The organism is Sphaerisporangium sp. NPDC049003 (assembly GCF_043197795.1).
Lineage (GTDB): Bacteria > Actinomycetota > Actinomycetes > Streptosporangiales > Streptosporangiaceae > Sphaerisporangium.
Genome location: NZ_JBICTU010000030.1, coordinates 76,809 through 93,232, shown reverse-complemented (window position 1 = coordinate 93,232; position 16,424 = coordinate 76,809). Strand labels below are relative to the sequence as shown.

The following is a 16,424-nucleotide window of genomic DNA, read 5'->3' as shown; positions in this document are numbered from 1 at the left end:
GGTCGCGCAGTTGAGCCCGATCACGTCGACCCCGAGGGGCTCGATGGCGGTCAGCGCGGCGCCGATCTCCGAGCCCAGCAGCATCGCGCCGTTGGTCTCGATGGTGACCTGCGCGATGATCGGCACGTCGCGGCCGGCGGCCTCGATGGCGTGCTTGGCGCCGATGACCGCCGCCTTGACCTGCAGCAGGTCCTGGCAGGTCTCGATGATCAGCGCGTCGGCGCCCCCGGCGATCAGACCGGCGGCGTTGTCGCGGTAGGCGTCGCGCAGGGTGGCGTAGGGAAGGTGCCCGAGGGTGGGGAGCTTGGTTCCCGGACCCATCGAGCCCAGCACGAACCTGGGCCGCTCGCCGGTCGACCAGTGGTCGGCCCGTTCACGGGCCAGCCGGGCACCCGCTTCGGAGAACTCGTAGATCTTCTCGGGGATGCCGTACTCGCCGAGGGCCGCGAAGTTGGCGCCGAAGGTGTTGGTCTCCACGCAGTCGACGCCCACCTCGAAGTAGGCGTCGTGCACGGCCTGGACGATGTCGGGGCGGGTGACGTTGAGCACCTCGGGGCAGCCCTCATGGCCCAGCACGTCGTCGAGCGTGATGTCGTAGGCCTGCAGCATCGTCCCCATGGCCCCGTCCGCGACCAGGACACGCTGGGACAGGGTCTGTCTGAAGGACGCTCCGCTGTTCATGAACTCAAGCCTAGCGGGAGGCATGATGTGACCGCCCGAGCACCGAAAACGCCTGAGATGTCCGGTGGTCTCCCAATATGCGGGTGAGGGTTCGGTAGGGCTCCGAGGTCCGCCTGTCGCCTCTCCGTGACACTGAACGCCCCTCAACGAATAGGCTTAGACAGGCACAAGGCCGCCGCCGGCGGCCGAGAGGACGCTTGCGGGGACGTTGGCGGCCTCGGCCAGGCGAGGAGGAGGCGGCGCGTGATCGAGCTCGAAGGACTCCCCGAGCTCGTCGACCCGGTGCTGATCGCCGCGTTCGAGGGCTGGAACGACGCGGGGGAGGCGTCGAGCGGCGCTCTCGCGCACCTGGAGGCCGAATGGAAGGCCACCCCGCTCGTCGAGCTCGACCCCGAGGACTACTACGACTTCCAGGTCACCCGCCCGGTCGTCGAGATGGGCGACGGCCTCACGCGCTCCATCGTGTGGCCCACCACCCGCCTGCTCGTGGCGCGCCCGCCCGGCAGTAAGCGCGACGTGGTGCTGCTGCGCGGCATCGAGCCCAACATGCGCTGGCGCACCTTCTGCGCCGAGCTGGTCAGCATCAGCCTGGAGCTCGGCGTGGAGACCGCGGTGCTGCTCGGAGCCCTGCTCAACGACTCCCCCCACACCCGGCCGGTGCCGATCGTGGGCTCGGTGAGCGATCCGGGCCTCGCGCGCTCCCTCAACCTGGAGCTGACCCGCTACGAGGGCCCCACCGGCATCGTCGGGGTGCTCCAGCACTCCCTCGGCGTGGCGGGCACCAAGACGGTCTCGCTGTGGGCGTCGGTGCCGCACTACGTCGCCCAGCCGCCCAACCCCAAGGCCACCCTGGCCCTTCTGCGCCGCATGGAGGACCTGCTGGACATCCCGATGCCGCTCGGCGAGCTGCCCGACGAGGCGCAGGCGTGGGAGCACGGGGTCGACGAGCTGGCCGCCCAGGACTCCGAGGTGGCCGAGTACGTGCGCGAGCTTGAGGAGCGCAAGGACGCCGCCGAGCTGCCCGAGGCGAGCGGCGACGCGATCGCGGCCGAGTTCGAGCGCTACCTGCGGCGGCGCGACAACGACACCGAAGGCTGACGCGCGCCGCACCCCGCCGGAAGGCGGACGCCTAGGGCATATTTACGTGAAGATTCACAAAAGGCGCAATTCACATACTTCGCGTTATCGCCCACGCGCGGCCGGGATCTCGGGTAATAATTGGCCGCTGCGCCGTTCCGCACCATTGCACCTGGGCGGCACCCACGCGCGGCAACGATTCGATAACGGAGAGAAACACGACTCCGCAAACATCGTGTACGACGCCACCCGCGTGCTGAACCTACACATGTGACTGCGCACCTTGGGACCCCCATGGCGACTCAATATCCCGATCCGCACAAGAGAGCACAGGAGACGCGGCGACGCGTTCTCGAAATGGCCGTCTTCATGAAGCAGGAGGGCGGAGACGGGGCCGCCCGGCCCGCGAACGTACCCGCCGGCCAGGCGAGCGGCGCCGCGTACCCCCAGCTGCGCGGTGCGACGCCGGCCCAGGCCGTGGAGATGTTCCTCGCCCTGCTCCAGGACCGGCTGCCGGTCTGGCTCCGCACCCTCGAAACCCTGATGCACATGACCGGCAAGGGACGAGTGAACGACAACCTGCTGCCGGTGGCCCGTGCCGGCATCGCCTACTACGCCGAGGTACAGGCCGCGGCGATGCCCGCGTTCCTCTCCCCCTCGATCACCGTGCGGTTCCGCGAGGCGCTGCGCGAGACCGATCTCGGCCCCGCCTCCGAGATCGCCCCCCTCGCCGAGTACCTCGCGGCCGAGCGGGGCCTTGGGCGGGTGTCGCCGGACGTGACCCCCGAGGCCAGCGCGCGCCTCCTGCTCGCCGGCTGCTTCCGGCACGCCTACTACGAGATGTTCATCGGCTCCGGGCTGTCGCGGGACGACGGCGCGGTCGAGATCGTACGGGAACTGCGGCTGGAGACCGCCACGCCCCGGGCCCCCGCGCTCTCCTGAGCCGCCGGCCCGGCGCCTCCCCGGCCGATCGCGGCCGCGGCCTCGTCGAACCTCTGCCACACCAGGGCGGCCAGGTCGTCCTCGGCGCCGAGCGGGCGGCTCACCACGTCGGCCCCGCTCGACTCCAGCCGGCCATGGAAGAACCCGGGGGCCAGCAGGTAGGAGGCGACCGCCACCCGTGGCGCGGGGCCCGACCGCAGCCTCTCCATGGCCGCCGCGACCGTCGGGCTGCCCGCGGAGGCGAACGCCGCGGTGACCGGGCGCGCCAGCCGTACCGACAGCAGCCGGGCGGCGAAGCGCACGTCGGCGAGGCCGGAGGGGTCCGAGGAGCCCGCCGCGGCGAGGATCACGGCGTCGGTGGAGCGCAGCCCGGCCGCCGCCAGCCGGCGTGCCAGCACGGAGGTGATCAGCGGATGCGGGCCCAGCCGTCCGGCCACGATGGCGTCCGGCCTGGCTCCGGCCACGACCGCCGGCAGGTCGATGTGGACGTGGTAGCCGCCCGCGAGCAGCAGCGGGACCACGACCACCGGCCCCGGCACGCCCGCGAGGACGTCGGCGAGCAGGGGCGAGCTGATCTCCAGGTGGCCCAGTTCGACCCGGTGGCCGGGCCGCGCCCTGCGCACCCGTTCGGCGAGGGCGGCGAGCGTGGCCTCCCCCGCCGCGCTCCGCGTGCCGTGGGCGACCAGCACCAGCGTCCCGGCGGCCACCGCCGCCGGGGAACCGTCTCGGGAACCGCCCCTCAGGGGGACCTCCCGGTTCCTCCTCACCCGCCGTCCTTCCGGTCGGGGCCCGCGCCGGCCGTGGTCGTCACCGGGCGTCCACCCGGTCGCAGGCCAGCCGGTAGCCGCGCTTGACCACGGTCTCCACGATGCCCGACGGCCCGAGGGCGCGGCGGAGCCGGGTGACCGCCATCTCGACCGCGTGCTCGGCGGAGTCCCTGGACGGGCCTCCGGGCAGCACCACGCGCAGGTCGGAGCGGGGCACGACGTGGCCGGGACGCTCGGCGAGGCGCTTGAGCACGGCCATCGGCGCGGGCGGCAGCGGCTTGAGGTCGCCGTCGACGGCGACCGCGTGCCCGCGGATCTCCAGCCGGTGGGCGCCCGCGCTCACGCGCGTGACGCTGTGCTCGGGAAGGTGACGGGCGAGGGTGCGGGCCAGCGCGCCGAGGCGGGAACGCTCCGGCTGGATCACCGGCACGCCCTTGGCCAGCAGCGGCGCCGCCGTCACCGGGCCGACGCACGCCGCCACCACCGGGCCGCTGAAGGCCGCGACGAGCGGGTCCTCCAGGCTCTCGGCCCTGGCGGCGTTGAGCATCGCGTGCACGGCGGGGGCGCTGGTGAACGCCACGACGTCCACCGACCCCGAGATCGCCTGGGTGATCAGGCGGCGCAGCGGGGAGGCGTCGCGGTAGGGCAGCCAGCGGTAGACCGGTACCTCGATCACGGTGGCGCCCGCCGCCCGCAACTGGGCGACGAAGCCGGTCAGCGGCTCGCCGTGCAACTGCACCACGATGCGCCTGCCCCGCAGGTCCTGGCCGAGGAGGTACTGCTTGATCTCCTCGCAGGACTCCGTGAGCGGGGTCCAGTGGTCGTTCAGCCCGGCGGCGCGCACCGCGCCACGGGCCTTCGGCCCCCGGGGCAGCAGCCGCGCCGCCGCGAGGTGGTCGGCCAGGTCGGTGGAGAGCCCCCAGCCCTCGGCGGCGGCCATCCACCCCCGGAATCCGACGCCCGTGGTGACCACCACGTCGTGGACCGGCCCGTCCAGGGACTCGCGGGTGGCCGCCAGCAGGTCGGCGTCCTCGGCGAGGGGCACCAGGCGGATCGCGGGAGCCCGTACGACCCGGGCGCCCCGCCGTTCGAGCAGGGCGGCGAACTCCTCCCTGCGTCGGGTCGCGGTCACCCCGATGGTGAACCCGGCGAGCGCGTCGGGCGCCGTCTCAAGGGTGGTCAGGGGGTCGTCCAGAAGCGCGGCTGTCATTCCACGCTCACCTCCACGGTGCCGTTGGTGACACGAGTCGGATATGTCGGTATTGCCAGTGCCGGATCGTCCAGGCAGACGCCGGTGACCAGGGAGAAGACCTGCTTGTGCATGGGCGTCGCCACCACGGGCTCGTCGCCCCTGGTGCCGGTGATGCCGCGCGACATCACGTACGCCCCGCTGTGGGGGTCGCGGTTCCCGACGGCGAACAGGCGGCCGTCGAAGGCACGGAACAGCGCGATCTGACGGCCCCTGGCAGCGCGGCGGCGCCGCGCTCGGGGATCAGGTCCGCGTAGGCGCAGATCGCGGTCCACCTCTCGCCGGTCGCGGTCACCGGAGCCTTCTGGACGGTGGTCATCGGCGGGTCACCTCCACGAGAACGGGCCTGATCTGGTCGCGTTCGGTCTCGAAGACGATCGAGGGGTCGGGGGTGCCGGGGGCGTTGACGAAGCTGACGAACCGGCGGAGCTTGCCGGGGTCCTCGACGGTGGCGCGCCATTCGTCGAAGTAGCCGGCGACGTGCCGCTCCATGCCCGCGTCCAGGGCGACGGCGATCCCGAGCGAGTCGTCCACGATCACGTCGCGGACCGGAGACGGCCGCCTTGAGCTTGTGCGGCGAGCGCAGCCCCCGGTAGCGCAGTTCGAGCGCGATGGCCATGCCGACCGCGTCCCGCACCCCGTACCGGCACCACGTGGACCCCACGCAGGACTTCACCGTGCGCAGCGCCTTGCCGTAGGCGTGGCCGGACTCGAAACCGGCGTCGACCAGCCGCTTCCAGATCGCGGGAAGCTGCTCCACGCGGGCGCCGAACAGGTCGATCCGCTGGCCGCCGGTGATCTTGGTGTAGAGGCCGAAGTCGCGCGCGACCTCCCCGATCACGATGAGCTTCTCCGGGGTGATCTCACCGCCCGGAATGCGCGGCACCACCGAGTACGTGCCGTTCTTCTGGATGTTGGCGAGGAAGTGGTCGTTGGTGTCCTGCAGCGCCGCCCGCTCGCCGTCGAGGACGTGCCCGCCGTTCAGCGACGCCAGGATCGAGGCGACGACGGGCTTGCAGACGTCGCAGCCACGCCCCCGGCCGTGCTCGGCGATGAGCCGCGAGAACGTCGTGATCCTGCGCACCCGGACGATCTCGAACAACTCGGGCCTGCCGTGGTCGAAGTGCTCGCAACGGGGCATCAGCCGGTCGCCCATCTCGACGACGTGCGTGGAAAGGCCGAGCCCGCGCAGCGCGTCGGCCGCCTCCAGCCCGAGCAGGCCGCCTCCGACGACCACGCCGGAGGTGGCCCGCGCGGACGCCGCGCGGATGGCGTCCAGGTCGTCGATCGTGCGGTAGACGAGGGCCCGCCCGGCCCCCGGCACCGGCGGCACGAACGGCGCCGACCCCGTCGCCAGCACCAGCACGTCGTACGGCTCGTCGTGGCCGCCCTCGGTGGTCACGGTGCGGCGGGCGCGGTCGATGGAGGCCACCCGGTCGCCCAGCCGCGCCACCACCGGCCCGCCGGGAGCCGGATAGGTCAGGTCGTCGGCGCTCGCGCTCGGCGGTCCGGACAGATAGGAGGTCAGCGCCACGCGGTCGTACGCGGGCCTCGGCTCCTCCCCGAGCACCGTGATCGTGCCGGTGAAGCCCCTGCGGGCCAGTGTCTCGACGAACCGGTGGGCCGCCGGCCCGTACCCCGCCACCACGATCCTCACGCGCGGACCTCCTCCTGCTCGCGCAGCCGGCCGATCAGGCCCTCGACCGCGTCGCGGCAGGTGCCGCACCCGGTCGTCGCCCTGGTGGCGGCGACCACGGCCGCCGTGTCGCGGGCGCCCGCCTCCCAGCAGGCGCGGATGCGGCCCTTGGTCACGTTGTTGCACTCGCACACCCGCGCGGAGTCGGGCATGCGGGCCGGGCCGTCGGCGAGCGCCGCGCCGTCGAGGCCGGGGAACAGCAGCCCGGCCGGGTCGCGGGGAAGCGGCCCGCCGCGGTCGTAGAGCTGGGTGAGCGTCCCCACCGTGGGCGACTCGCCGAGCAGGATGGCGCCCACCAGGCGGTCGTTCCTGATCACGAGCTTGCGGTAGATGCCGCGGGCCCTGTGGCTGAAGCGGACGACCTCCACCGTGCCGGAGGCGTCCTCGGTCAGGTGCGTCTCCCCCATGGCCGCCAGCTCGACGCTCCTGGCCTTCAGGCGGGTGACCAGGCGCGAGCCCCGGTACCTCGCGGTGGCGTCCGCCCCGGTGATCAGGTCGGCCACCACGGCCGCCTGCTCCCACGCGGGCGCCACCAGGCCGTACACCGTGCCGTCGTGCTGCGCGCACTCGCCGATGGCGTAGATCGCCGGGTCGGCGGTGCGCATCCGGTCGTCGACGACGACCCCGCGCGCCACCGCGAGGCCGGCGTCCCCGGCGAGGCCGGCCAGCGGCCGTACCCCGCAGGCGAGCACCACCAGTTCCGACGCGAGCGTCTCGCCCGTGGCGAGCTCGACGCCGTGGGCGTGGATCGCCGCGACCTCGGCACCGGTCCTGACGGTCACCCCGAGCCCGGCCAGCGCCTCGCCGAGCACCAGCCCGGCCTCGGCGTCGAGCTGGCGTTCCATCAGGTGACCGGCCAGGTGGAGCAGGGTGACCGGCATGCCGCGCCCGGCGAGCCCGCGCGCGGCCTCCACGCCGAGCAGGCCGCCGCCGACCACCACCGCGCCGGTCGCGGTCGCCGCCGCGTCCAGGATGCGGTCGCAGTCGTCCATGGTCCGGAACGCGATCGCCCGGGTGGCGCCGGGGATGGGCGGCACGACCGGCTCGCTGCCCGTCGCCAGCACCAGGACGTCGTACGGCTCGCGCACGCCGTCGGCGGTGCCGACCGTACGGGACTCGCGGTCGATCGCTGTGACCGTGACGCCGAGGCGGGCGGTCACCCCCTCGGCCTGCGCGGGCAGGCGCACCTGCTCGGGGCTCGCGGTGCCGGCGAGCACGTTGGACAGCAGCACCCGGTTGTACGGCCCCCGGGTCTCGGCGCCGAACACGGTGATCTGGATGCTCCTGTCCCGCGCGCGCACCTCACTGGCCAGCCGCGCGCCGGCCATGCCGTTGCCGACGACGACGAGCTTCACGCGCACCGCCCCCGCTCGACGCGCACGGCGCAGACCTTGAACTCCGGCATCCGGGACACCGGGTCCAGTGCGGGGTTGGTGAGGCGGTTGGCGCCCTCCCAGTGGAAGGGCATGAACACCGTGTCGCGGCGGATGCCGGGGGTGACCCTGGCGACGGCCTCGGCGGAGCCCCTGCGGCTGGTCACCCTGACCAGGTCGCCGGGCGCCACCTCCAGGCGTTCGGCGAGGTCCGGGTGGAGCTCCACGTACGCCTCGGGGGCCGCCTCGTTCAGCGCGGCGATCCTGCGGGTCTGCGCGCCGCTCTGGTAGTGCGCGAGGACGCGGCCCGTGGTCAGGTAGTACGGGTAGTCGTCGTCGACGTCCTCGGCCGCGGGGCGGTGGTCCACGGGCACGAACCTGGCCCGCCCGTCCGGCGTCGGGAACCGGTCGAGGAACGGTCGCGGCGTGCCCGGGTGGTCCTCGGAGGGGGCGGGCCAGAAGACGCCGGTCTCGGCGGCTATGCGCTCGTAGGTGATGCCCGAGTAGTCGGCGACCCCGCCCGCGCTCGCCCGGCGCAGCTCGTCGAACACCACGCCCGGGTCGCCGGAGAAGCCCTCGCCCCGGCCGAGCCTCCGGGCCAGGCCGGAGAGGATCGCCAGGTCGCTCCGCACCCCCGAGGGCGGAGCGACGGCCTGGCGGCGCAGCAGGACCCTGCCTTCCAGGTTGGTCATCGTGCCGTGCTCCTCGGCCCACTGGGTGGTGGGAAGCACGACGTCGGCCATCGCGGCGGTCTCCGACAGCACGAAGTCGGAGACCACGAGCAGGTCCAGCGCGGCGAGCCGCTCGGTCACGTGGGTCGCGCGCGGCGCCGACACCACCGGGTTGGAGCCGAACACCAGCAGGGCCCGTGCGCCCCCGGCGGTGCCGAGGGTGTCGAGCAGCTCGTACGCCGAACGGCCGGGCCCGGGAAGCTCGCCGGGGTCGATCCCCCAGACCCCGGCGACGTGCGCGCGGGCGGCGGGGTCGGCGATCGAGCGGTAACCGGGGAGCTGGTCGGCCTTCTGGCCGTGCTCGCGCCCGCCCTGGCCGTTGCCCTGGCCGGTGACGCAGCCGTACCCGGAGCCGGGACTCCCGGGCAGGCCGAGCGCGAGGGCCAGGTTGATGAACGCGGTCACCGTGTCGGCGCCCTTGGCGTGCTGCTCCGCGCCCCTGCCGGTGAGGATCATCGCCGTGCCCGCCCCGGCGAGGAGCCGGACGGCCTCGCGCATCCGGGCCACCGGCACGCCGGTGACCCGCTCGGCGCGCTCGGGCCACCACGACGCCACCGACGCCCGGACCTCCTCGAACCCGGTCGTGCGGGCGGCGATGTAGCCGAGGTCGGCGTGGCCCTCGGTGATCGCGATGTGCAGCAGCGCCAGAGCGAGGGCCAGGTCGGTGCCCGGGGTGACCTGGAGGTGCAGGGTGGCCCGCCGGGCCGTGCGGGTGGCCCTCGGGTCGACGACGATGAGGGTGTGACGCAGGTGCCGCAGGAACGGCGGCATGGTCTCGGCGACGTTGCCGCCGACCATCATCACCGCGTCTGCCGCCGCGACGTCGGTGATGGGGAACGGCAGGCCCCGGTCCATCCCGAACGCGCGGTTGGAGGCCGCCGCCGCGGACGACATGCAGAAGCGGCCGTTGTAGTCGATCTGGCTCGTTCCGAGCGCCACCCGGGCGAACTTGCCGAGCTGGTAGGCCTTCTCGTTGGTGAGGCCGCCGCCCCCGAACACCGCCACCGCGTCGCGGCCGTGCCCGGCCTGGATGCCGCGTACGGCCGCGGCGACGCGGTCGAGCGCGTCGTCCCAGCTCACCGGCTCAAGCGGGCTCGTACGGCTCGCGCGGGCGAGCGGCGTGGTGAGACGGTCGCCGCCTGCCAGCAGCTCACCCGCGGTCCATCCCTTCTGGCAGAGCGCTCCGGCGTTCGCCGGGACGTCGTGCCTCGGGGTGATCGTGATCGTGCCGCCCGGTGCCTCGCCGGTCCCCCCGCTGACGTTCATGCCGCACTGCAGCGCGCAGTACGGGCAGTGCGTCGCCTCTCCCCTGTGGACCGGCGACATCACAGGCGCCGGCGGGGAAAGTGAGATCAGCATGGATCCGATGGTGCTTTCAGGCCGTTTCACCGTTGGGTCCCTCCTGTTACCTCTGTGCTACAAGCCGCCAACCGTGTTCACATCCGGAGCGGATCTCCTGTGCGCACATCGCCGCGACCGTCCCCGTGAGGGATCGCGCTCAGACGCGGGCCGAGGCGAGGCTGGGCGCGAGCCGGGCGCCCACCGTGCGCAGGTAGCAGAACCACGTCAGCGCCGCGCAGGCGGCGTAGAAGCACGCGAACGCGACGAGGGCGGCGCCCGCGCCGCCCGTCGCCGCGATGGAGGTGCCGAAGCCCCGGTTGATGAAGAACCCGCCGAAGGCGCCCACGGCCGAGATGATCCCGATGGCGGCCGAGCTGTCGCGCCTGCCGGCCGCCACGGCGGCGGCGAGCGCCGCCTCGTCCCCGGCAAGGGCGCCCTCGACCGCCTTGGCCTTGAAGATCGCGGGGATCATCCGGTACGTCGAGCCGTTGCCCACCCCCGTCAGCGCCACCAGCAGCAGGTAGGCGCAGAAGAAGAGGGTGAAGCTGTTCGCGCCCAGCCCGAAGGCGACCAGCGCTATGGCCACCACCATCGCGGCGAAGTTCCCGAGCGTGACCCGCGCCCCGCCGAGCCGGTCGGACAGCCGCCCGCCCAGGGGCCTGACCAGCGAGCCGACCAGCGCCCCGAGGAAGGCCCAGGTGACGGCCGAGGCGTGCCCGGGGAACTGGCTCTTGATGAGCAGCGGGAAGGCGGTGGTGTAACCGATGAACGAGCCGAACGTCCCGATGTAGAGCAGCGACATGATCCAGGTCTGGGCCCTGCCGGCGATCTTGAGCTGCTCCCTCGCGCTCGCCTTGGCGGAGGTGAGGTTGTCCATGAAGAAGAACGCGCCGGCGGCGGCGACCACGATGAACGGCACCCAGAACAGCCCCGCCGCCGCCAGCCCGAACCCGGTGATCACCAGCGGCATGGCGAGCTGCACGGAGCTGACTCCGACGTTGCCGCCCGCGGCGTTCAGGCCGAGCGCCCACCCCTGCTTCAGCTCGGGGTAGAAGTAGGTGATGTTGGCCATGCTGGAGGCGAAGTTGCCGCCGCCGAGACCGGCGGTGGCCGCGATGAGCAGGAAGGCCCAGTACGGTGTCGCGGGGTCGCCCACCGCCACGGCCAGCAGCACGGCGGGCACGAGCAGCAGCAGGGCGCTCACCACGGTCCAGTTCCTGCCGCCGAACTTGGCGGGCGCGAACGTGTAGGGCAGGCGCAGCGCCGACCCGACCAGGTTGGGCAGCGAGACCAGCCAGAACAGCTGGTCGGTGGAGAAGCGGTAGGCGCCGAGCTTGACGGCGACGATGCTCCAGACGGTCCACAAGGTGAAGCCCAGATGCTCGGCCAGGATCGAGAACACCAGGTTCCTGCGGGCGACGCCTTTGCCTCGGCTCTCCCAGAAGCCCGGGTCGTCCGGGTTCCAGTCGGTTATCCAGCGACCCTTCGCCGGTACGGTCCGCGCAGCCTCCGCCACCGTCACGGTTCCTCCTGTTTTCTTCAGAATCGGGAGGTCCGAACGTACCGGAAAAGATCACACCGTCTGACGACGGTTGTCAGATATCGGCGTTACGTCTGACGCACGGGCGGAACTCGTGATCTACAGGTATCACGGCGGCAACATGGATTTAACAAAGATTGCCTGCCGGGCAGACCGGGAACCCCTCTGGGGAACATTCCACAAATGACCCCCAGGAGCGGGCATGACCAGCGTCCAGCCGATCAGGCTCTTCGCCGACCCGGTGCTCCGCACCGTCGCCGATCCGGTCAGGGAGTTCGACCGCTCCCTGCGCGAGCTGGTCAAGTCACTCCAGGCCACCACGCGTGCCGGGGCCGGCCGCGCCGGACTCGCCGCGCCGCAGATCGGCGTGCCGCTGCGCGTGCTGGTCTTCGAGGTCGACGGCAGGTCGGGCCACCTGGTGAACCCCCGCCTTGAGGCGTCCGGGCGCACCGTCGTCGCCGACGAGGCTTGCCTGTCGGCCCCCGGCATCTGGTGGCCCCTGGAGCGTTCCTACTCCGTGGTCGCCCGGGGCCGCGACATGCACGGCAAGCCCGTCACCGTGCGCGCGCTCGGCATGCTGGCCCGGGTGCTCCAGCACGAGGTGGACCACCTCGACGGCGTCCTGTTCAGCGACCGCCTCCCCGCCGACGAGCAGGAGCGCTTCCGGGCGGCGATGGCCTAGGACGGCCGTAGGCGCCTCCTTCCCCGCCGGCCACGACGGGACGGCCCGGCATTCTCCGGACTCTGGCACACCTTGATTCTTTATGTGGTATGTCCCTTTTTTCCGGCAACGAGCGTTCTGTGTCCATGTGGGGGGGTAGGGCACTCGACGATTCGGCAGGCCGGAGAAGGAGGACATTGTGACAGGCGGATTGAAGGTTGCCCTGGCCGTCGCACTCGGCTACTTCCTCGGCCGGCATCGCCGGTTCAAGCTGGCGGTCGCCCTCGGCGTGGCGGGAGCCACGGGCCGGCTGGGCGGGGCCCGGGGGAACCTGCTGGAGCAGGGACTCAAGCTGGTCAGCTCCTCTCCCGAGCTGGAGAAGATCATCAGCAGTGTCCGGGGCGAGCTGTTCGAGGCCGGGAAGGCCGCGGCCAAGGCCACCGCGAGCAGGCAGGTGGGCTCGCTGAGCACCAAGCTGCAGCAGCGGGCGGAGTCCCTGCAGCACGCGGCCAACGTCGCCGCGGGCCTGGAGGAAGCCGCGGGCGCCACGACCGGAGCCGCGGCCGGTGCCGCCGAGGGCGTCACGAAGACCGCGAGAGGCGGGGTCAGGGGCCTTCGGGACAGGGCGGCCGGTGGGGTGCGCGCCGCTCGCTCCCGCGTGCGCCCACCCGCCGAGGAGGAAGAGGAAGAGCCCTACGAGGACGAGTACGACGAGTACGAGGACGAAGACGAGGAGTACGAAGAGGAAGCACCCCCGAGGCGTGCGGCGGCCGAAGGCCGCGGCAGGCCGGCCGGACGCGGAGCAGGGGAGCGCCTGGACGACGAGGAAGAAGAGGACGAGGAGCCCGGGCCGCGTGGTCACGTGATGCGTGACCAGCCGCCGCCGCGTTCCCGTCCCATTCGCCGGAACCGGGGGTGACCTCCATGGCGGACAAGGACAAGGCGGGAGCGGCCGGAGGGCTGCTCAGCCCGATCAAGCACCAGCTACGCGGCATAGCCGGCATCGCGGGCAAACTGGCGCTCGCCGCGGCGAAGCGCAAGGTCGAGCAGACCACCACTCGGCTGACCGGCATCGCCGAGGGCGGCGGGCTTCGCACTCTCGGCCAGCTCGCCGGCGCGGAGGGCGGCACGGGAAGGTTCAAGGGCCTGGCCAAGATGGCCTGGGGCGGCCTGAAGAAGAAGCTGGGCTTCGGCGGCGGCAAGGGGAAGAAGTTCAAGTTCCTCAACATCGTCGAGTCGCTGGATGTCGGCGCCCCGATCCGGTTGACCTACAACCAGTGGACGCAGTTCCAGGACTTCCCGAGCTTCATGAAGAAGGTCGAGAAGGTCGTGCAGGACAGCGACGAGAAGCTCACCTGGCAGGCCAAGATCATCTGGTCACGCCGGACCTGGGAGTCCACGATCAGCGAGCAGGTCCCCGATGACAAGATCATCTGGCGGTCGAAGGGCGCCAAGGGTTACGTCGACGGGACGGTGACGTTCCACGAGATCACCCCCGACCTGACGCGGATCCTGATGGTCCTTGAGTACCACCCCAAGGGCTTCATGGAGCACATCGGCCTCCTCTGGCGCGTACAGGGCCGCCGCGCGCGCCTGGAGTTCAAGCACTTCCGGCGGCACGTCATGACCGAGTCTCTGCTGACCCCGGACGAGGTCGAGGGCTGGCGCGGCGTGATCCACGAGGGCGAGGTCGTCAAGGACCACGAGACCGCCCTCCGCGAGGAGCAGGAGCGGGAGCGGGAGGAGCGGCCCGAGGAAGGCGAGCACGAAGGCGAAGAGGCCGAGGCCGAGCCCGAAGAAGGCGAGGAGGCCGAGCCTGAGGCGGAAGCCGAAGAGGGCGAGCAGGCGGAGGCCGCCGGGCCCGAGGAAGCGGAAGAGGAAGAGGGCGCCGAGGAGCCCCGTGAACGGCGCCACCGCCCCTGGAGCAGGCGCGGCGAGCGCCCGGAGCGTCCCGGACGCGCCGTCCCGGCGGAGGAAGGGGAACCACGGGCACGACGGCGCAGGCCGGAGCCCGCCGAGGCCCGGAGGCGCAGGCCCGAGAGCGGCGAGCCCGGCGAGCCGCCCGCCAGGCGGCGCAGGCCCGAGACCGCCGAAGGCGAGGAGCCCGCTCCCCGGCGGCCCCGCCGCGAGCCCGAACCCCGGGGCCGATGAGATGACCGGCCATTCCTCAGGCACCGAGACCAAGGAGCTCAGCGTATGACCATCGTGCAGCCCTCAGGGGGCGGAGCGGCCGGGCGGTCGTCTTCGGGCGGCGGACTGGCCGACGTCATCGACACGATTCTCGACAAGGGCCTCGTCATCGACGTCTACGTCAGCGTCGCCCTCGTAGGCATCGAACTGCTGACCATCAACGCGCGCGTCGTCGTCGCCAGCGTGGACACCTACCTGCGGTTCGCCCAGGCGGTGAACCGGCTGGACCTCTCGGAGGGCCAGAAGGGGCTTCCCGAGCTGATGCAGGACATGACGCAGGGCGTCGCCAAGTCGAAGACCAAGGGCATCGCGCAGGGCGCTCTGGAGGCCGCGGGCGAGAAGCTCCGCGACTTCATCGAGCCCGCCGAGGAGCCGGCGCCGCGTCGCAGGCGCCGGCGGGAGGAGGACTGATATGGCCCGCTCGACCCCACGTGCCGCGGCACCCGGATCCGGCCAGGACACCCGCGAGACCCGGCGGGACGTACGCGAGGGCCCCCAGGCGCCCAAGCCCCCCGCCGGCGCACGCGCCGCCGGGGGCACGCGGAGCCCTGGCAGGCCGCCGGAGACCGCCGGAGCCAAGGACGCCCAGAAGGGCCCCGGGGATGGCCGGGAGCCCGGCGCCACGCGCCAGGCCGAGCGGCGGCCGGACCAGGCGGGCCGCGCGGGCGAGGCCCCCGGCACGCCCGAGGCGCCGAACGAGCAGGCGGTCGCGGCGTACATCTACGGGATCCTGCCCGCGGACGTCGAGCTGACCCCCGAGGCCCGGGGCGTCGGGGACCCGCCGGGCGAGATCAGGCTGGTGCGCCACGAGGACATCGCGGCGCTGGTCAGCGATCTGCGGCTGAACCGGCCCCTCGGCAAGCCCCAGGACCTCGTGGCCCACCAGAGCCTGCTGGACGACGTGGCCGCCGAGGTACCGGTGCTGCCGCTACGCTTCGGGGCGGTCATGGAGAGCCCGGAGGCGGTCGTCCGCGAGCTGCTGACGCCCCACCACGACGAGTTCCGCTCCGCGCTCGAAGACCTCGAAGGCCGCGCCCAGTACGTCGTCAAGGCGCGCTACGTCGAGGGGACGGTGCTCATGGAGGTGCTCCAGGAGCAGCCGGAGGCCAGGCGGCTGCGCGAGGAGATCCGCGACCTGCCCGAGGAGGCGACCTGGGACGCCAGGATCCGGCTCGGGGAGATCATCAACCAGGCGATCGAGGCGAAGCGGGACGCCGACACCCAGACCCTGGCCGAGGGCCTGGCGCCCCACGCCGTCGCGATCGTCATCCGCGAGCCGACCCACGAGGAGGACGCCGCGCATCTGGCCGTCCTGGTGGAGACCGGCAGGCAGGACGACTTCGAGGAGGCCCTGAACGAGTTCGGCCGCAGGTGGGCGGACCGCGTCACCCTGCGCCTGCTCGGCCCCCAGGCGCCGTACGACTTCGTCACGACACAGAGGTAGAGGTCTTTGGAATGGGTCTGTTCGGCATGCTCTTCAGCTGGCCGCTCGCGCCGGTCCAGCTGCTGGTCAAGCTCGGCGAGCTGATCGAGCAGCAGGTGGACCAGCAGCTCCACGACCCGGCGTCCGTGCGCCGCCAGCTGGAGGAGGTGGAGGACGCCAGGGCGGCCGGCCTGATCTCCGAGGAGGAGGAGGCCCGCGCCATGGAGGACATCCTCCAGCGGATGATCTCCTAGCGGCGCGACCGGCCAGGAAGCGGCGAAAGGAAGTGATGTCGTGCCCGCGAGTCGCAGATTTCCCGGTGCGCGCGACGACCGTGGTGAGCGCGCCACCGGCCGATACGCTCCCGACGACTCCTACGAGTACGACGACTCCGTGGACGAGGAGATCTTGGCGGGGGACGACGCGGAGGACGACGAGGTGGAGCCGCCGCACGGACGCCGCGCGGCACGGGTGCGACCGTCGCGGCGCCTGACGGCGGTCACCGCCGGCCGCGCGGGGCTGCGCCACATCGGCGAGCTGACCGGCAAGGACGTCGAGGGGGTCACGCTGGTGCAGCCCTCGGGCGACGGGTGGACCGTCGAGGTCGAGGTCGTGGAGGACCACCGCGTCCCGTCCTCGGGCGACACCTTGGGGATCTACGCGGCCGACCTGGACTCCGAGGGCGACCTGGTGTCATACCGCAGGGTCCGGAGCTTCAAGCGCGCCAAGGGCGACACGGGCGGAGTGTACTGA

At 72.6% G+C, this 16,424-nt stretch carries 16 protein-coding genes and 1 pseudogene; 9 read left to right on the top strand and 8 right to left on the bottom strand.

Going from position 1 to position 16,424, the window contains the following annotated elements; translation table 11 throughout:
- Positions 1-681: homocysteine S-methyltransferase family protein (locus ACGFIV_RS29410; protein WP_392838261.1), on the bottom strand; the 681-nt coding region annotated here is incomplete at its 3' end.
- A 243-nt stretch (positions 682-924) separates the two neighbouring features.
- Here ACGFIV_RS29410 and ACGFIV_RS29405 point away from each other — a divergent pair.
- Both ACGFIV_RS29405 and ACGFIV_RS29400 read left to right on the top strand, forming a co-directional pair.
- Complete coding sequence (locus ACGFIV_RS29405; RefSeq protein ID WP_363920609.1) at positions 925-1,779, top strand: PAC2 family protein; 855 nt, start codon at positions 925-927, stop codon at positions 1,777-1,779.
- A gap of 249 nt (positions 1,780-2,028) precedes the next feature.
- Complete coding sequence (locus ACGFIV_RS29400) at positions 2,029-2,700, top strand: hypothetical protein (RefSeq protein ID WP_392838260.1); 672 nt, start codon at positions 2,029-2,031, stop codon at positions 2,698-2,700.
- Here ACGFIV_RS29400 and ACGFIV_RS29395 read toward each other — a convergent pair.
- The 7 genes and pseudogenes from ACGFIV_RS29395 to ACGFIV_RS29365 form a co-directional block, all read right to left on the bottom strand.
- Positions 2,592-3,467 carry a CbiX/SirB N-terminal domain-containing protein gene (locus tag ACGFIV_RS29395; RefSeq protein ID WP_358560638.1) on the bottom strand — a complete coding sequence of 292 codons (876 nt, stop codon included), beginning with the start codon at positions 3,465-3,467 and terminating at the stop codon, positions 2,592-2,594. The genes ACGFIV_RS29400 and ACGFIV_RS29395 overlap by 109 nt on opposite strands.
- A gap of 40 nt (positions 3,468-3,507) precedes the next feature.
- Entirely contained in the window at positions 3,508-4,677 is a 1,170-nt protein-coding gene (locus tag ACGFIV_RS29390) for a uroporphyrinogen-III synthase (RefSeq protein ID WP_392838259.1), read from the bottom strand.
- The gene (nirD, locus tag ACGFIV_RS29385; RefSeq protein ID WP_392838258.1) at positions 4,674-4,991 is read right to left on the bottom strand and encodes a nitrite reductase small subunit NirD; all 318 of its coding nucleotides are present in this window, start codon (positions 4,989-4,991) and stop codon (positions 4,674-4,676) included. Before nirD ends, ACGFIV_RS29390 begins: the two co-directional genes overlap by 4 nt.
- 40 nt (positions 4,992-5,031) lie before the next feature.
- Positions 5,032-6,373 (bottom strand): annotated as a pseudogene (locus tag ACGFIV_RS29380) (FAD-dependent oxidoreductase).
- Positions 6,370-7,767, bottom strand: coding sequence for an FAD-dependent oxidoreductase (locus tag ACGFIV_RS29375; protein WP_392838257.1), 1,398 nt, complete (start codon positions 7,765-7,767; stop codon positions 6,370-6,372). Before ACGFIV_RS29375 ends, ACGFIV_RS29380 begins: the two are co-directional and overlap by 4 nt.
- Complete coding sequence (locus tag ACGFIV_RS29370) at positions 7,764-9,875, bottom strand: molybdopterin oxidoreductase family protein (protein ID WP_392838256.1); 2,112 nt, start codon at positions 9,873-9,875, stop codon at positions 7,764-7,766. The genes ACGFIV_RS29375 and ACGFIV_RS29370 overlap by 4 nt, the downstream gene beginning before the upstream one ends.
- 139 nt (positions 9,876-10,014) lie before the next feature.
- On the bottom strand, positions 10,015-11,379 hold the full coding sequence (locus ACGFIV_RS29365) for an MFS transporter (protein WP_392838255.1): 1,365 nt from the start codon (positions 11,377-11,379) through the stop codon (positions 10,015-10,017).
- A 220-nt stretch (positions 11,380-11,599) separates the two neighbouring features.
- Here ACGFIV_RS29365 and def point away from each other — a divergent pair, with 220 nt between their 5' ends.
- The 7 genes from def to gvpO all read left to right on the top strand — a co-directional run bounded on the left by def (position 11,600) and on the right by gvpO (position 16,424).
- The gene (gene def, locus ACGFIV_RS29360; RefSeq protein WP_358560824.1) at positions 11,600-12,079 is read left to right on the top strand and encodes a peptide deformylase; all 480 of its coding nucleotides are present in this window, start codon (positions 11,600-11,602) and stop codon (positions 12,077-12,079) included.
- A gap of 178 nt (positions 12,080-12,257) precedes the next feature.
- Positions 12,258-12,977, top strand: a complete 720-nt coding sequence (locus ACGFIV_RS29355) for a hypothetical protein (protein WP_358560821.1) — start codon at positions 12,258-12,260, stop codon at positions 12,975-12,977.
- 5 nt (positions 12,978-12,982) lie between these two features.
- On the top strand, positions 12,983-14,209 hold the full coding sequence (locus ACGFIV_RS29350; RefSeq protein WP_358560818.1) for an SRPBCC family protein: 1,227 nt from the start codon (positions 12,983-12,985) through the stop codon (positions 14,207-14,209).
- A gap of 45 nt (positions 14,210-14,254) precedes the next feature.
- A complete protein-coding gene (gvpJ, locus tag ACGFIV_RS29345) occupies positions 14,255-14,659 on the top strand; it encodes a gas vesicle protein GvpJ (RefSeq protein WP_392838254.1) in 405 nt (134 codons plus the stop codon).
- Position 14,660: 1 nt separating this feature from the next.
- Positions 14,661-15,692 (top strand): GvpL/GvpF family gas vesicle protein, encoded by a 1,032-nt coding sequence (locus ACGFIV_RS29340; protein WP_392838253.1) that lies wholly within the window; start codon positions 14,661-14,663, stop codon positions 15,690-15,692.
- A gap of 11 nt (positions 15,693-15,703) precedes the next feature.
- Positions 15,704-15,925 (top strand): gas vesicle protein GvpG, encoded by a 222-nt coding sequence (locus ACGFIV_RS29335; protein WP_358561525.1) that lies wholly within the window; start codon positions 15,704-15,706, stop codon positions 15,923-15,925.
- A 40-nt stretch (positions 15,926-15,965) separates the two neighbouring features.
- Entirely contained in the window at positions 15,966-16,424 is a 459-nt protein-coding gene (gvpO, locus tag ACGFIV_RS29330; RefSeq protein ID WP_358561522.1) for a gas vesicle protein GvpO, read from the top strand.

Excerpts from the sequence above, each read along its gene's own strand:
- ACGFIV_RS29390 (WP_392838259.1), bottom strand. The coding sequence starts at position 4,677 with ATGACAGCCGCGCTTCTGGACGACCCCCTGACCACCCTTGAGACGGCG.
- ACGFIV_RS29370 (WP_392838256.1), bottom strand. The coding sequence starts at position 9,875 with ATGCTGATCTCACTTTCCCCGCCGGCGCCTGTGATGTCGCCGGTCCAC.
- def (WP_358560824.1), top strand. The coding sequence starts at position 11,600 with ATGACCAGCGTCCAGCCGATCAGGCTCTTCGCCGACCCGGTGCTCCGC.
- ACGFIV_RS29350 (WP_358560818.1), top strand. The coding sequence starts at position 12,983 with ATGGCGGACAAGGACAAGGCGGGAGCGGCCGGAGGGCTGCTCAGCCCG.
- gvpJ (WP_392838254.1), top strand. The coding sequence starts at position 14,255 with ATGACCATCGTGCAGCCCTCAGGGGGCGGAGCGGCCGGGCGGTCGTCT.
- ACGFIV_RS29340 (WP_392838253.1), top strand. The coding sequence starts at position 14,661 with ATGGCCCGCTCGACCCCACGTGCCGCGGCACCCGGATCCGGCCAGGAC.
- ACGFIV_RS29335 (WP_358561525.1), top strand. The coding sequence starts at position 15,704 with ATGGGTCTGTTCGGCATGCTCTTCAGCTGGCCGCTCGCGCCGGTCCAG.